This window comes from Mycolicibacterium chlorophenolicum, from assembly GCF_001044235.1.
Classification (GTDB): domain Bacteria; phylum Actinomycetota; class Actinomycetes; order Mycobacteriales; family Mycobacteriaceae; genus Mycobacterium; species Mycobacterium chlorophenolicum.
This window is the reverse complement of record NZ_JYNL01000051.1, coordinates 148,195-161,977: the sequence shown is the minus strand read 5'-3', so window position 1 is coordinate 161,977 and position 13,783 is coordinate 148,195. Positions and strand designations below refer to the sequence as shown.

Annotated in this window: 13 protein-coding genes and 3 pseudogenes; 10 read left to right on the top strand and 6 right to left on the bottom strand. The window is 66.2% G+C overall.

Annotation, left to right across the window (positions count from 1 at the left end; all coding sequences use genetic code 11):
- The 5 genes and pseudogenes from MCHLDSM_RS20430 to MCHLDSM_RS20415 form a co-directional block, all read right to left on the bottom strand.
- Positions 1 to 320: pseudogene (locus MCHLDSM_RS20430) on the bottom strand (acetaldehyde dehydrogenase (acetylating)); the annotation flags it as partial.
- Between the two features lies 1 nt (position 321).
- Positions 322 to 754 (bottom strand): annotated as a pseudogene (locus MCHLDSM_RS39600) (acetaldehyde dehydrogenase (acetylating)); the annotation flags it as partial.
- Position 755: 1 nt separating this feature from the next.
- Positions 756 to 1,040 (bottom strand): annotated as a pseudogene (locus MCHLDSM_RS39595) (acetaldehyde dehydrogenase (acetylating)); the annotation flags it as partial.
- A 33-nt stretch (positions 1,041 to 1,073) separates the two neighbouring features.
- On the bottom strand, positions 1,074 to 1,868 hold the full coding sequence (locus MCHLDSM_RS20420) for a 2-keto-4-pentenoate hydratase (protein ID WP_048471732.1): 795 nt from the start codon (positions 1,866 to 1,868) through the stop codon (positions 1,074 to 1,076).
- A 92-nt stretch (positions 1,869 to 1,960) separates the two neighbouring features.
- Positions 1,961 to 2,794, bottom strand: coding sequence for an alpha/beta fold hydrolase (locus tag MCHLDSM_RS20415; protein WP_109788899.1), 834 nt, complete (start codon positions 2,792 to 2,794; stop codon positions 1,961 to 1,963).
- Between the two features lie 290 nt (positions 2,795 to 3,084).
- Between MCHLDSM_RS20415 and MCHLDSM_RS20410 the strand changes: the two genes are divergently transcribed.
- The 8 genes from MCHLDSM_RS20410 to MCHLDSM_RS20375 are packed head-to-tail and all read left to right on the top strand — an operon-like array spanning position 3,085 to position 12,301.
- Complete coding sequence (locus MCHLDSM_RS20410) at positions 3,085 to 3,855, top strand: MlaE family ABC transporter permease (protein WP_048471754.1); 771 nt, start codon at positions 3,085 to 3,087, stop codon at positions 3,853 to 3,855.
- Positions 3,852 to 4,715, top strand: coding sequence for an ABC transporter permease (locus tag MCHLDSM_RS20405; RefSeq protein WP_048471730.1), 864 nt, complete (start codon positions 3,852 to 3,854; stop codon positions 4,713 to 4,715). Before MCHLDSM_RS20410 ends, MCHLDSM_RS20405 begins: the two co-directional genes overlap by 4 nt.
- A gap of 31 nt (positions 4,716 to 4,746) precedes the next feature.
- Entirely contained in the window at positions 4,747 to 5,913 is a 1,167-nt protein-coding gene (locus MCHLDSM_RS20400) for an MCE family protein (protein ID WP_109788897.1), read from the top strand.
- The gene (locus MCHLDSM_RS20395) at positions 5,910 to 6,941 is read left to right on the top strand and encodes an MCE family protein (RefSeq protein ID WP_048471728.1); all 1,032 of its coding nucleotides are present in this window, start codon (positions 5,910 to 5,912) and stop codon (positions 6,939 to 6,941) included. Before MCHLDSM_RS20400 ends, MCHLDSM_RS20395 begins: the two co-directional genes overlap by 4 nt.
- On the top strand, positions 6,941 to 8,023 hold the full coding sequence (locus MCHLDSM_RS20390) for an MCE family protein (RefSeq protein ID WP_048471727.1): 1,083 nt from the start codon (positions 6,941 to 6,943) through the stop codon (positions 8,021 to 8,023). Before MCHLDSM_RS20395 ends, MCHLDSM_RS20390 begins: the two co-directional genes overlap by 1 nt.
- On the top strand, positions 8,020 to 9,489 hold the full coding sequence (locus tag MCHLDSM_RS20385) for an MCE family protein (protein ID WP_048471726.1): 1,470 nt from the start codon (positions 8,020 to 8,022) through the stop codon (positions 9,487 to 9,489). Before MCHLDSM_RS20390 ends, MCHLDSM_RS20385 begins: the two co-directional genes overlap by 4 nt.
- Positions 9,486 to 10,736, top strand: a complete 1,251-nt coding sequence (locus MCHLDSM_RS20380) for an MCE family protein (protein WP_048471725.1) — start codon at positions 9,486 to 9,488, stop codon at positions 10,734 to 10,736. The genes MCHLDSM_RS20385 and MCHLDSM_RS20380 overlap by 4 nt, the downstream gene beginning before the upstream one ends.
- Entirely contained in the window at positions 10,736 to 12,301 is a 1,566-nt protein-coding gene (locus MCHLDSM_RS20375; RefSeq protein ID WP_048471724.1) for an MCE family protein, read from the top strand. Before MCHLDSM_RS20380 ends, MCHLDSM_RS20375 begins: the two co-directional genes overlap by 1 nt.
- A 13-nt stretch (positions 12,302 to 12,314) precedes the next feature.
- On the opposite strand, the gene MCHLDSM_RS20370 is transcribed toward MCHLDSM_RS20375, so the two are convergent.
- On the bottom strand, positions 12,315 to 12,824 hold the full coding sequence (locus MCHLDSM_RS20370; protein ID WP_109788896.1) for an Rv2253/PknI dimerization domain-containing protein: 510 nt from the start codon (positions 12,822 to 12,824) through the stop codon (positions 12,315 to 12,317).
- Positions 12,825 to 12,966: 142 nt separating this feature from the next.
- On the opposite strand from MCHLDSM_RS20370, the gene MCHLDSM_RS20365 reads away from it, so the two are divergent.
- Positions 12,967 to 13,320 carry a hypothetical protein gene (locus tag MCHLDSM_RS20365; RefSeq protein ID WP_048471753.1) on the top strand — a complete coding sequence of 118 codons (354 nt, stop codon included), beginning with the start codon at positions 12,967 to 12,969 and terminating at the stop codon, positions 13,318 to 13,320.
- Position 13,321: 1 nt separating this feature from the next.
- Complete coding sequence (locus MCHLDSM_RS20360) at positions 13,322 to 13,753, top strand: Rv2576c family protein (protein ID WP_063840644.1); 432 nt, start codon at positions 13,322 to 13,324, stop codon at positions 13,751 to 13,753.
- Positions 13,754 to 13,783 lie beyond the last annotated feature (30 nt).

Sequence of the window (13,783 nt, the reverse complement as noted above, 5' to 3'; positions counted from 1 at the left end):
CGATGAACGTGGTGACGACGTGGTTGCCGCCGTTGACCACCGACGGCTCGTCGAACTGCGGCTCGTTGAGCAACCGGTAGCCCGGCACGTAGGTCTGCACCTCGGCCACCACGTCGGTGATCGACGCGGTGATCGCGGCGTGGTCGGCGTCTTCGGGGATCGCGCAGAAGATGGTGTCGCGCATGATCATCGGCGGATCGGCCGGGTTGAGGATGATGATCGCCTTGCCTCGCTGCGCACCGCCGATGTGCTGCACACCCGCGCTGGTGGTCTTGGTGAACTCGTCGATGTTGGCGCGCGTGCCAACATCGACGAGTTCANGGTGTCGCGCATGATCATCGGCGGATCGGCCGGGTTGAGGATGATGATCGCCTTGCCTCGCTGCGCACCGCCGATGTGCTGCACACCCGCGCTGGTGGTCTTGGTGAACTCGTCGATGTTGGCGCGCGTGCCCGGCCCGGCCGACGCCGAGGACACCGACGCGACGATCTCGGCATACGGCACCCCGACCACGCGGCTGACCGCGTAGACGATCGGGATGGTCGCCTGCCCGCCGCAGGTCACCATGTTCACGTTCGGGGCATCCAGATGCTCGCGCAGATTCGCCGGCGGGATCACCCCCGGACCGACCGCCGCGGGCGTGAGGTCGATGGCGCGGATACCCGCCTCGGCGTACCGCGGCGCCGCGTCCCGGTGCACATAGGCGCTGGTGGCCTCGAACACCATGTCGGGCATCTCGTCGCGGGCCAGCAGCNGCGGATACCCGCCTCGGCGTACCGCGGCGCCGCGTCCCGGTGCACATAGGCGCTGGTGGCCTCGAACACCATGTCGGGCATCTCGTCGCGGGCCAGCAGCCAATCCACACCCTGATGGGAGGTCTCCAACCCGAGCTTGCGCGCCCGCGCCAGACCCTCACTGTCCGGATCGATGCCGATCATCCAGCGCGGCTCCAACCACTCCGAACGCAGAAGCTTGTACAACAGATCGGTACTGATGTTGCCCGACCCGACGATCGCCACAGACGCCTTGTTGCCGGCCATAGAGCTCACTCCTGACATCGAAAGTGGACTGTCTCAGATGAATTCGACGAAGACTTCGCCGAGTCCGGTGAGTTCAGCTCGAAAATGGTCACCCTTGGCGACATCGACAGCGCGTGTGCACGAGCCGGACAGAACGATATGCCCCGCTTCGAGCGCGACGTCGTATGCGGACAGCGTGCGCGCCAGCCACGCGACCGCGTTGGCGGGGTGACCGAGGACGGCGCTGGTGGAGCCGCGGGTCACCAGTACGTCGCGACCGCCGAAGCCCGAGTGCAGCGCCGCATCCACAGTGGCGAGATCGACAGCATCGGGCGCCACGCGGTCAGGACCCAGGACGAATTTACCCGACGACGCGTTGTCGGCGATCGTGTCGATGATGCCGATGCGCCAATTCGAGATACGGCTGTCGATGAGTTCGGCTGCAGCGCAGACGTACTCGGTGGCGTTCAGGACGTCCTCGGGGGTGCAGTCTCCGGTCAACGCGGCGCCGAGAACGAACGCCACCTCCACTTCGATGCGAGGGTGACACAGCGACGACAGATCGACAGCGGCGCCGTTCTCGACGACCATATCGGTCAGCAGATGTCCGAAATCGGGCTCGTCGACGCCCATCATCTGCTGCATCACCGGCGAGGACAGGCCGATCTTGTGTCCGCAGATCTGCACGCCTGCAGTGAGACGTTCGGCGATGTTGGCACGTTGGATCGCGTAGGCGTCGGAGATGTCGAGATCTGGATAGGCGTCGATGAGCGGGTCGATCGGGCGACACTGCTGTTCGGCGTGGCGCAGCATGTGCGCGGCGGCGTCGCGAGTCGCGTTGTCCAGCATGGAGATCCCTTCGGCGGTACGGCCACCTACTAGTGCACCTTAGGAATGCGGCCGCGGGTAGCAGCCGGTGTGTTCCGCCCAGTGGACGTGTGCTAGGCCACCCGGCGAAGGAACGCGGTGACCACCGACTCGAACGCGGCCTTCGCTTCGATCATCGCCCAGTGCCCGCACCGGGGGAACACGTGCAGCTCGGCGCTGGGGATCGTGCGCATCGGTATCAACGCCATGTCCAGCGGGCTGACCCGGTCGTCGCGCCCCCAGGTCAGCAACGTCGGCGCCGCGACCTTGTGCATGCGCGCCCACGGCAGAGGCGCCTCGGAGGAGGCCATCGCGGTCATCATCGCGGCGAACGCTGCCTTGCCGTACATGCGGCGCGAAGCTGCCAACGTCTCGGGATCGGTGGCCAGCGCCCAGCGCTCTTCGATCAACTCCTCGGTGACGAGCGCCTGGTCGAAGACCATCGAGTTGAGCCAGTCGACCAGGCGTTGCCGCGTCGGATCCTCGGTGAACTCTTGAAGAAGCCGAATGCCCTCGCTGGGCCCGGGGGAGAAGACGTTGGTGCCGATCCCGCCGATGGTCACGAGCCGGTCGACGCGGTCGGGCGCGGTGATCGCGGTGTTGACACCCACCCCGCCGCCCATCGAGTTGCCGACGATGTGCGCCCGCTCGATGTCCAGCGCATCCAGGAACGGGGTGACGGTGCCTTGTGCGGTGACCATCGGATGCCCGCCCCAGTCGTCGGACACCCCGAAGCCGGGAAATTCGAGGACCAGACACCGGAAATGCTCAGTGAAAGCCGGAAGGACCCCACGGAAGTTGCGCCATCCTGTCACGCCGGGGCCCGAACCGTGCAAGAACAACACCACCGGCCCCTGCCCGATGTCGTAATAGCGCAAAGTCCCCGCACTGGTGGACGTTTCACGCAGTGTCTCAGCTGCGCCAGACGTGCTCGGGACAGCAGCGGTATGTGACACGGGTCCTCTTTTCGTCGCCGCGGATCGTCACGCCGAGCGTCACACGCGCGCAGCGGTGGGCGCAACGCCGCGTTCCGGTGACCGGTGACTCGGGCGACACCCGGTGGCACCGGATCGCGTTCTCCCGATGGGCGGGACACCCCATGGTCCGGCCGCCGCGAAGCTGCGAGGGTTCCCCGGGACCGAACGTGTCCCCGGTCACATCACCGCCTCAGGTGGTGACGCGCTGAATGGAGGAAGTGATGCCGCAGCGACAACTCGCCGTCCCGCTGCAGGGGATCGGCGGATTGTTCGCCATGTCGGTCGATGCCGCCAAGTTCGTCGTGCGCCGGCCGTTTCAGTGGCGCGAGTTCCTCGACCAGTCGTGGTTCGTGGCCCGGGTGTCCATGGCGCCCACCCTGTTGGTGGCCATTCCGTTCACCGTGCTGGTGTCGTTCACCCTCAACATCCTGCTGCGTGAGCTGGGGGCGGCCGATCTGTCCGGTGCAGGCGCAGCGTTCGGCGCGGTCACCCAGGTCGGTCCGATGGTGACGGTCTTGATCGTCGCCGGTGCGGGCGCGACCGCGATGTGCGCGGACCTGGGATCGCGCACCATTCGCGAGGAGATCGACGCGATGGAAGTGCTCGGCATCGACCCCGTGCAGCGGCTGGTCACGCCCAGAATGCTCGCCTCGGGTCTGGTCGCGCTGCTGCTCAACAGCCTGGTCGTCATCATCGGCATCCTCGGCGGCTATCTGTTCTCGGTATTCGTTCAAGACGTCAATCCCGGTGCCTTCGCCGCAGGCATCACCCTGCTGACCGGCATCCCGGAGGTCGCGATCTCCTGCGTCAAGGCCGCACTGTTCGGCCTCATCGCCGGGATGGTGGCCTGCTACCGCGGGCTGACCATCTCCGGCGGCGGAGCCAAAGCCGTCGGCAATGCCGTCAACGAGACCGTCGTCTACGCATTCATGGGCCTGTTCGTGGTCAACGTCGTGGTCACCGCGATCGGCATCCAGTTGACCAGCAGATGACAGGGGGCACCACGGTGGCTCTTCAATCGACGTACCCGCGCCTGGCGCGGGCGACGAGACGCCCGGCGCTCGTCGTCGGCGGCATCGGCGACCACGTGCTCTTCTACGGCAGAGCCTTGCGGGCCGTGCCGTACGCAGCAGCGCACTACCGCAGCGAGGTGATCCGCCTCATCGCCGAGATCAGCATGGGCGCAGGCACCTTGGCGATGATCGGTGGAACGGTGGTCATCGTCGGCTTCTTGACCTTGGCGACCGGTGGGGTCCTGGCGATCCAGGGCTACAGCTCGCTGGGCAACATCGGTATCGAAGCGCTCACCGGCTTCTTGGCCGCCTTCATCAACGTGCGCATCTCGGCGCCCATCGTCGCCGGCATCGGTCTTGCCGCCACGTTCGGTGCCGGCGTCACTGCGCAACTGGGGGCGATGCGCATCAACGAGGAGATCGATGCGTTGGAATCGATGGGCATCCGGGCCGTCGAATATCTGGTGAGCACCCGCATCGTCGCCGGCATGGTGGCCATCACACCGCTGTACTCGATTGCGGTCATCCTGTCGTTTCTGGCCAGCCAGTTCACCACGGTGGTGCTGTTGGGCCAGTCCGGCGGTCTGTACGCCCACTACTTCAACACCTTCCTCAACCCCATCGATCTGCTGTGGTCGTTTCTGCAGGCCCTGCTGATGGCCCTGGCCATCCTTCTGGTCCACACCTACTTCGGGTTCTTCGCCTCCGGCGGCCCCGCGGGTGTCGGGGTCGCCGTCGGCAACGCGGTACGCACCTCGCTGATCGTGGTCGTGTGCATCACCCTGCTCGTCTCGTTGGCCGTCTATGGCTCCAACGGCAACTTCAACCTCTCCGGTTAGCAGGAACCCGTTGTCTGCCAACGCTGTGCGCATGTGGACCGGCGCGGTTGCCGTCGCGGTGGCCATCGCCGTGATAGCCGGCGCCGTCGTGATGTTCCGCGGCGGGGTCGCCCCTACCGCCTCGGTGACAGTTCTCTCGCCACGTGCCGGTCTGGTGATGAACCCCGAAGCGAAGGTCAAGTTGCACGGCGCCCAAGTGGGCAAGGTGGTCGCCATCGACGCACTCCCCGACGGGCAAGCCGCGATCCGGTTGGCGATGGATCCCGACTACCTCTCGCTGATTCCGGCCAACGCCGGTGTTCAGATCGCCTCGAGCACTGTGTTCGGCGCGAAGTTCATCGACCTGGTGCCCCCACCGACGCCGTCGACCGACACGATGAAGCCTGGCCAGGTGCTCGACGCCCGCCACGTCACGGTCGAGATCAACACGGTCTTCGAGCAATTGGTCACGGTGCTTCGAGAAGTGCAGCCCGAGAAACTCAACGAGACCCTCGGCGCGCTCGCCCAGGCATTCGACGGGCGAGGCGACGAGCTCGGACAGACCGTGACCGACTTCGATGACCTGCTGGTCAAGCTGGACCCCAGTCTGCCTGCGCTACGCCGCGAAATAGCCGTAGCCCCCGGTGTTCTCAACGCCTACGCAGACGCCGCGCCCGCCCTCACCGACACGGCGGCCAACGCGACCAAGCTCAGCGACACCCTGGTCGATCGCCAGAACGATCTGGACACCCTGCTGGTCAGCACGATAGGGCTCGCCGACATCGGCAATGATGTCGTCGCCACCAACAGCGATCCGCTGATCGACGTCATGCGCCTGCTCGTTCCCACCACGACCTTGACCAACCAGTACAACCCCGCGTTGACGTGCGCGCTCAAGGGCGTCGAGCCGCTGGCCTTGGGTGCGCCTCAGCCGCTGCCGGGCGTCATGCTGCTCGACTCCTTCCTGCTCGGCACGGAACGCTACCGGTATCCCAAGAACCTGCCGAAGGTCGCCGCCACCGGCGGCCCCCAGTGCATGGACCTGCCCAACGTCGGCTTCGGGGCACGTCCTCCATTCGTGGTCACCGACATCGACGCCAACCCGGCCCAATACGGAAACCAGGGAATCCTGTTGAACTCCGACGCCCTCAAACAAGCGTTGTTCGGCCCGTTGGACGGCCCGCCACGCAACACCGCCCAGATCGGTCAGCCCGGATGAGCGGCCGCTACGGTACCGCGATCAAGTTCGGGGTGTTCGGCGTGATCATGACGCTGCTGACGGGCGCCCTGTTCGTCATCATGGGACAGTTCCGCACCGGGTCGACCAATGGGTACTCCGCGGTGTTCACCGATGCTTCCAGCCTCAAATCCGGTGATTCGGTGCGCGTCGCAGGATTGCGCGTCGGCACTGTCGACGACGTATCGCTGCAGCCGGACAACACGGTGGTGGTGCGATTCGACGCCGACCGGGATGTGGTGCTGACCACCTCCACCAAAGTCGCCATCCGATATCTCGATCTGGTCGGCAACCGGTATCTGGAGTTGCTCGACAGCCCCGGCTCGACACGCTTGCAACCGCCGGACTCACAGATCCCGCGGGAGCGCACCGAGCCCGCACTGGATCTCGATCTGCTGCTGGGCGGGCTCAAACCCGTCATCCAGGGCCTCAATGCGCAGAACGTCAACGCCTTGACCAACTCACTGATTCAGATACTGCAGGGACAGGGCGGCACCGTGGAATCACTGCTGTCGCATACGTCGACGTTCACCCAGGCGCTCGCTGACAACGGCCAGACCGTGCAGCAGCTCATCGACAACCTCAACACCGTCATGGCGACGGTGGCCCGAGACGGTGAGCAGTTCTCCGGTGCCGTGCAGCGTTTGCAACAACTCGTCACCGGTCTGTCCGAGCAGCGAGATCCGATCGGGGAGGCCATCACGGCCCTGGACAACGGCACCGCGTCATTGACCGATCTGATGACCCAGGCGCGACCCCCGTTGTCGGGCACCGTGGACCAGCTCACCCGGCTGGCGCCCCTGCTCGCCAGCGACGACGGCAAGGCGCGGTTGGACCTGTCGCTGCAGAAGGCTCCGGCGAACTACCGCAAGCTCGTCCGACTCGGCTCCTACGGCAGCTTCATCAATCAATACCTGTGCGGGATGAATGTCCGGGTCACCGACCTGCAGGGCCGGACCGCCTACTTCCCCTGGATCATGCAGACCACCGGCCGTTGTGGGGAGCCCTGATGTTGAAGTACCGCGGGTCCCAGCTCGTTCGCAGCGGACTCATCGGCTTGATCCTGATCGCGCTCGTCATCGCCGTCGGGTTGCAGCCCCAGGCTCTGTGGTCATGGGCCACGGCCATCAAGTACCGAGCTCTGTTCGCCGAAGCCGGCGGCCTCACTGCCGGCAATGACGTCAAGGTGTCCGGCGTGACGAAAGGTTCCGTCACCGACGTCTCGCTCAGTCACGGTAAGGCGTTGGTGACGTTCACCCTCGACAGCGGAGTGCACCTCGGCGCCGAAACAACCGCCCACATCCGTACCGGAACGGTGCTGGGCGCCCGGATGCTCACCCTGGAACCGGCCGGTGCCGGCACTCTGCACTCCGCGGACACCATCCCGTTGACCCACACGTCCTCGCCGTATTCCCTGACCGACGCGGTCAGCGACTTCACCGGCAACACCGCTGCGACGGACACCGGCGCGCTGAACCAGTCGCTGGACGCGCTGTCGGACACCATCGATGCGATGGCGCCCCAGCTTGGTCCGGCCTTCGACGGCCTGACACAGCTGTCGCAAACCATCAACGGCCGCAACGAATCGCTGGCCGATCTCCTGAAGAGCGCCGCGGATGTGACCGGGATCCTCTCCGAACGTAGCCAACAGGTCAACACCCTGCTGCTCGACGCCAATGCGCTCACCGAGGTGCTGGACCGGCGCCGCTACGCGATCGTCAACCTGCTGGCCAACACCTCGGCGTTGGCGCAGCAGTTGTCCGGACTGGTCCGCGACAACGAATCGGAACTCGCGCCGACGTTGAAGCAACTGAACTCGGTGAGCGAGATGCTCGAGAAGAACCGGGACAACATCGCCAGTGCCCTTGCCGGGTTGGCCAAATATCAAGTCACGCAGGGTGAATCGGTCAACAATGGCTGGTATTACAACGCGTTCGTCGGCAACCTGCTGCCGTCGCAGACGCTGCAGCCGTTCCTGGACTACGCATTCGGATTCCGGCGCGGTAACAACGCCGGCCAACCCCCGGACAACGCCGGTCCGCGGGCGGAGTTCCCATGGCCCCACAACGGGATTCCCGGAGGTAGCCGATGATCACCCGCCATCGCGCATCCGTCACGCGCGTCGCGCTGATCGTGCTGGTCGTCCTCGGTCTGGCCGGGGCCGGAGTGCTCGTGCGACAGAACGTCTTCGGGCCGACCACGATCACCGCCGATTTCACCTCGGCCACCGCGATCTACCCCGGAGACGAGGTGCGTGTCGCCGGGGTCAAAGTCGGCAAGATCACCAGCATCGATCCCGGCGGTGACCACGCCACACTCACTTTGGCCATCGATCACGGCGTGGCCATCCCCGCCGACGCCAAGGCGATCATCATGGCGCAGAACCTGGTCTCCGCCCGCTACGTCGCGCTCACCCCCGCCTACGAGGACAGCGGTCCGACGATGGCCGACGGATCGCGAATCGGGTTGCAGAACACCGCTGTTCCGGTCGAATGGGACCAGGTCAAAGACCAGCTCATGCGGTTGGCCTCCGACCTCGGACCCCTCCAAGGAGCGTCGGCCACCTCACTGAGCCGGTTCATCGACAGCGCGGCGGCAGCGATGGACGGCAACGGCGAGAAACTGCACCAGGCTCTCGGACAGCTCGCCGGGGTCGGCCGGATTCTCGCCCAGGGCAGCGGCAACATCGTCGACATCATCAAGAACCTGCAGGTCTTCGTCTCCGCCCTGCGCGACAGCAACACCCAGATCGTCCAGTTCCAGCATCGTCTGGCCAGCGTCACCAGCGTCATCGACGGCAGCCGCACCGATCTGGACGCGGCGCTGACCAACCTGGCGACCGCAGTGGGTGATGTCCAACGGTTCATCGCCGGTAGCCGCGACCAGACGGTCGAACAGCTGCAGCACCTGACCAACATCACGCAGAACCTCGTCGACAACAGACTCAAACTCGAGAACGTGCTGCACGTCGCACCCAACGCGATCGCCAACGGCTACAACATCTACAACCCCGACAGCGGAACCGCCGTCGGCGCATTCGCCCTGTCGAACTTCGCCGACCCGGTATCGGTGGTGTGCTCGGCGATCGCCGCGGTCAAGAACGCCACCGCCGCCGAAACGTCGAAACTGTGCGCCCAGTATCTCGGGCCGGCGCTGTCGCTGATCAACTTCAATTACCTGCCACTGCCGTTCAACGCTTACCTGCGCAAGGCGCCCAGCCCCGACAACCTCGTGTACACCGATCCCAACATCGCCCCCGGCGGCCAGGGCGGAGCGCCACAGCCGTTTTCGGAGCCGCCGGCAGTGTCGGCCTACACCGGGATCGGCGACGTACCACCGCCCGCCGGATGGGGCGCGGCCCCAGGCCCGCCAGGGGCGTACGCGCCGAACCGCTCGGTAGCGGCGAATCCTTCTCCGGCACTGTTCCCCGGCGCGCCGATCCCACCCGGTGTCCCCACGCCGGCCCCGGCAGCATCACCGCGCTCACTACAAGACATGCTGCTGCCGGCCGAGGCCGCGCCCGCCCCTGCAGCACCGGCACCCGGAGGCACTCCATGAGCACCCGTCGATGCCCCGGTCGCCTCGCCGCCGTGGGGTGCGCCGCGATGATCACCCTGACGGGTTGCGCGTTCAACGGCCTCAACTCGTTGCCGCTGCCCGGCACCGTCGGACGCGGCTTCGACGCGGCCACCTATCGCCTGGAACTGGCCAATGTAGGTACGCTGGAGGCGAATTCGCCGGTGCTGATCAGCGATGTCATCGTCGGCAGCGTGTCCCGGATGACCGTGCAGAACTGGCACGCGGACGTCGAGATCTCCGTGAAGCCCGATGTCGTCATTCCTGCCAACGCCGTGGCAACCGTGGGCCAGACCAGCCTGCTGGGGTCCATGCACATCGCGCTCGACCCGCCGCTCGGCCAGTCGCCGACCGGACGGCTCTCTCCGGGAGCGACGCTGCCACTCGACAAGACGTCGATGTACCCGTCCACCGAGCAGACTCTGTCGTCGCTGTCAGTGCTCGTCAACGGTGGCGGCCTGGGCAAGATCGGGGAGCTGGTCAGCGAATTCAACGCCGCACTCGACGGCAGACAGGGCAAGATCCGCGACCTGCTCACCCGTCTCGACGACCTCGTGGGAACGTTCGCCGATCAGCGCGACGACATCAACGCATCGATCGCCGCGCTCAACCGCCTCTCGGGCACGCTGGCGGGCCAACGCGACGTGATCACCGAAGCGCTGCACCGTATTCCGCCGGCGCTCGATGTGTTGGTCAGGGAGCGGCCTCGCATCACAACGGCGCTGGAGAAGCTCGGTCACTTCAGCGACACCGCCACCACCTTGATCAACGCGACCCAGGACGACCTGGTGACCAACCTGCGCAACCTCGAACCGACGGTGCGCGCGCTGGCGGACGTGGGACCCAATCTGGCTGCGGATCTGGCGTTCGTGCCGACCTACCCCTACCCGCAGAACTTCATCGACCGTGCGATCCGCGGCGATTACCTCAACGAGTTCATCACGTTCGACTTCACCATTCCCCGCCTGAAGCGGGGTCTGTTCCTGGGCACTCGATGGGGCCAGGAAGGCGCACCCCTGGTGCCCGCACCCGGAGATCCCTGGTATGCCAACTACACCAAGGATCCGATCAACATGCCGATCACGCCCGCGCCGACCGCCGTGACGACGATGCCGCCGCTGATCGACCCACCGGCAGAGAACGCCGACCCGTCGTCGGCACCGAGCGCACCTGTTCCGCCAGTCGGTGGCGAACCCGCGCCGGCGAACCCGATCGCAGGAGGCAGCTAGTGCTCACCCGGCTGGTTCGCACCCAGTTGATCCTGTTCGCGGTCGCCTCGGTGATCGGGATGACGGTGATGGTGGTGACGTATCTGCAGGCGCCCACCTTATTGGGTATCGGCCGCATGACGGTCACTTTGCAGCTCCCCGGAACCGGTGGCCTGTACCGCTTCTCGAACGTCACCTACCGCGGCGTGCAGATCGGCACAGTGACCGACGTGCGCCCCACCCGAGACGGCGCCGAAGCCACGCTGTCGCTGGCCACCTCGCCGAAGATCCCGGCCGACCTGCACGCCGCGGTGCTCAGCGTCTCCGCGGTCGGCGAGCAGTATGTGGACCTGCAGCCCCGTGACGACGCAGGTCCCTACCTGCGCGACGGTTCGGTGATCCCGGCGACGGACACCTCCATTCCGCAAGCCGTCGGGCCGATGCTCGATCAGGTCAGCGCCTTGATCGGGAGCATTCCCAAGGACAAGATCAGCCCACTTCTGGACGAGACCTTCACAGCCTTCAACGGAACCGGTCCCGATGTCGGATCTCTGCTGGACTCCTCCTCGCGCCTGATCGGCGACGCCAACGCCCACGCAGACCAGGCCAGGGCACTCATCGACGACAGCGCGCCCCTGCTCGACGGTCAGGCCGAGTCGGTCGACGCCATCCGGACCTGGGCCCGCAGCCTTGCAGGTATCACCGGGCAGGTCGCCGCCAACGACCCTCAGGTCCGCACGCTGCTGTCCACCGGACCGGGTGCCGCCGACGAGGCGTCCCGCCTTTTCGACCAGGTCAAACCCACGCTGCCGATACTGCTGGCCAATTTGACCAGCCTCGGTCAGGTCGGCGTCACCTACAAGCCCGCCCTGGAGCAACTCCTGGTGCTGCTGCCACCGGTGGTGGCTTCCACCCAGGCCTATGGTGCTCCGAAGAACAATCCGACCGGTATGTCGCTGGGTGACTTCACTCTGACCATGAACGACCCGCCGGCATGCACGGTGGGATTCCTGCCCCCCTCGGCGTGGCGGTCACCAGAGGACACGACCGACATCGACACCCCGGACGGCCTGTACTGCAAACTCCCGCAGGACTCACCCATCGGCGTTCGCGGTGCGCGCAACTATCCGTGTATGGGAAACCCGGGCAAGCGTGCGCCCACCGTCGAGATCTGCGACAGCGACAAACCTTACGAGCCACTGGCGATGCGCCAGCACGCCCTCGGCCCCTATCCGATCGATCCCAACCTGCTGTCGCAAGGGATTCCACCGGATTCCCGCGTCGACCGTGACGGCGCGATCTACGGACCGCTGGAAGGCACCCCGCCCGTACCCGCCGCGCCGCCGCCGGCCCCGGCACCCGCCGAGTCGGGGCAGCCGACAACGCAGAACGCACCACCCCCCGACAGCGCGGCGGTCGCGCCAAGCGCCTACAGCCCGAAGGAGTCGGACGGTCCGTCCGTGGCGTTCGCCACCTACGACCCGCAGACCGGCCAGTACGCCACACCCGACGGCGCTGTGTATCGGCAGACCGATCTCGTTCCGCATACCGGGCAACGAAGCTGGAAGGACTTCTTCCCCAGCTGAGATCTGTTGCAGCTCAGGTGATTTTGACGAGCTTGAACGGCATCGTGATGAACAGCACCTTGCTGCTCCCACACGACCCGCTCACTCCGGTCGTCGAGTCCTCGCCCATCAAGGTGGTCGATGACGGATCGGTGCCGCTGCCGTCGGCGGTCGCCGGGTAGAACCGGAAGACCTGCAGCCCGGGACCGGCGCTGCCGTCGGGGCACGGTTGCCATCTGTCGACCATCTTCTTGACGTACCAGACCGAACTCTTCTGATAGATCGTTGCGTCCCAACCGAAATCACTGTGCACGGTGCCGGTGCACTCGCCGGGGTAGCTGCACGTCGTGGTGATCGACCAGGTGCTGCGGATGCTGGCCTCGTTGTGGAAGACGTCGTTGGTCTTGGCCCACTCGCCGTTGGACGTGGCGACGTAGGTGCCGTTCAGACCCCACTCCGGGGACGCCTCGGCGACCGGTCCGGACTGACCGGCCCATGCTGCCGTCAGCACCCCCAGCGCGATCGACATCGTCGACAACCGCATGGCTCTCTCCTCACCTCGAGAGCACACTGTCCTTGGTTTGGCTCGGCCTGGCCGCAAACCCTCCCACCCAGTGGGCGATGCGATGACGCCTCGCGACGGCGGTGGCACAGTGTCCGACGTGCAGGCACGGGCGATCGCGACGATGGTGCTCCTCGTCGCGGGTCTCGCGGTCCCGGTGAAAGCCGTTGCCGCACCCCAGGAATGCAACGATCTATCCTGCGTGCCCGGTATCACCGGCGGCGTCGTTCTCGGAGCGCCGTGCGCCGACACCGCCCACTTCGTCTTCGGCACCACATCGTGGGGCAGGTTGGTGTTCTGCGGCTCCCCGCGTCGGTACGCCCCTCGCTACTTCCGGTCGCCGCCGCTGCAGGGCGTCCGTGAGGAGAACTCGCTGTGTGAGGGTGCGTTGAACACCGTCGCCCAGGCGCCCGACGGGCTATTCCTGTCCTGCATAGCCATAGACGGTGGCACCCGCTGGATGCGCGGAGACACCTGAGATGACGATCTCCCCGAGAAACGGCCTGGCCGGTTGCGTGCTGGTCCTCGGTGCTCTGTGCACGAGCGGAACAGCGACAGCAGGTGCCGACGACGGGCCGCCGCTGCACCAGGTGACCTACACCGTCAGCACCGACCACCCTCTCGGTGTCGGCATCTACTACCGAGACGTGGACCCCCCGACGTGGGCCGACTACAGCCACGACCCCTACCGGTACAGCCCGCGCGACGACATCCACCTCGAGCCTGGCGCACCGTGGGTGCATCAGGCCATGCTGGCCGACCCCGGTCGATGGGCAATGGTCACGGTGACCGCGGCCGGGCCGCCCACAGAAGTCGCCACCACTCTGCGCTGCCAGATGTCCGTCGACGGTGTGGAGGTCGATCACGCCGAGGGGCCACGTGGGGCGTTGTGCTCGATGCGGAACTGGTAGCCGGCCGGCGGTGACCGCTGGGTGGGAACC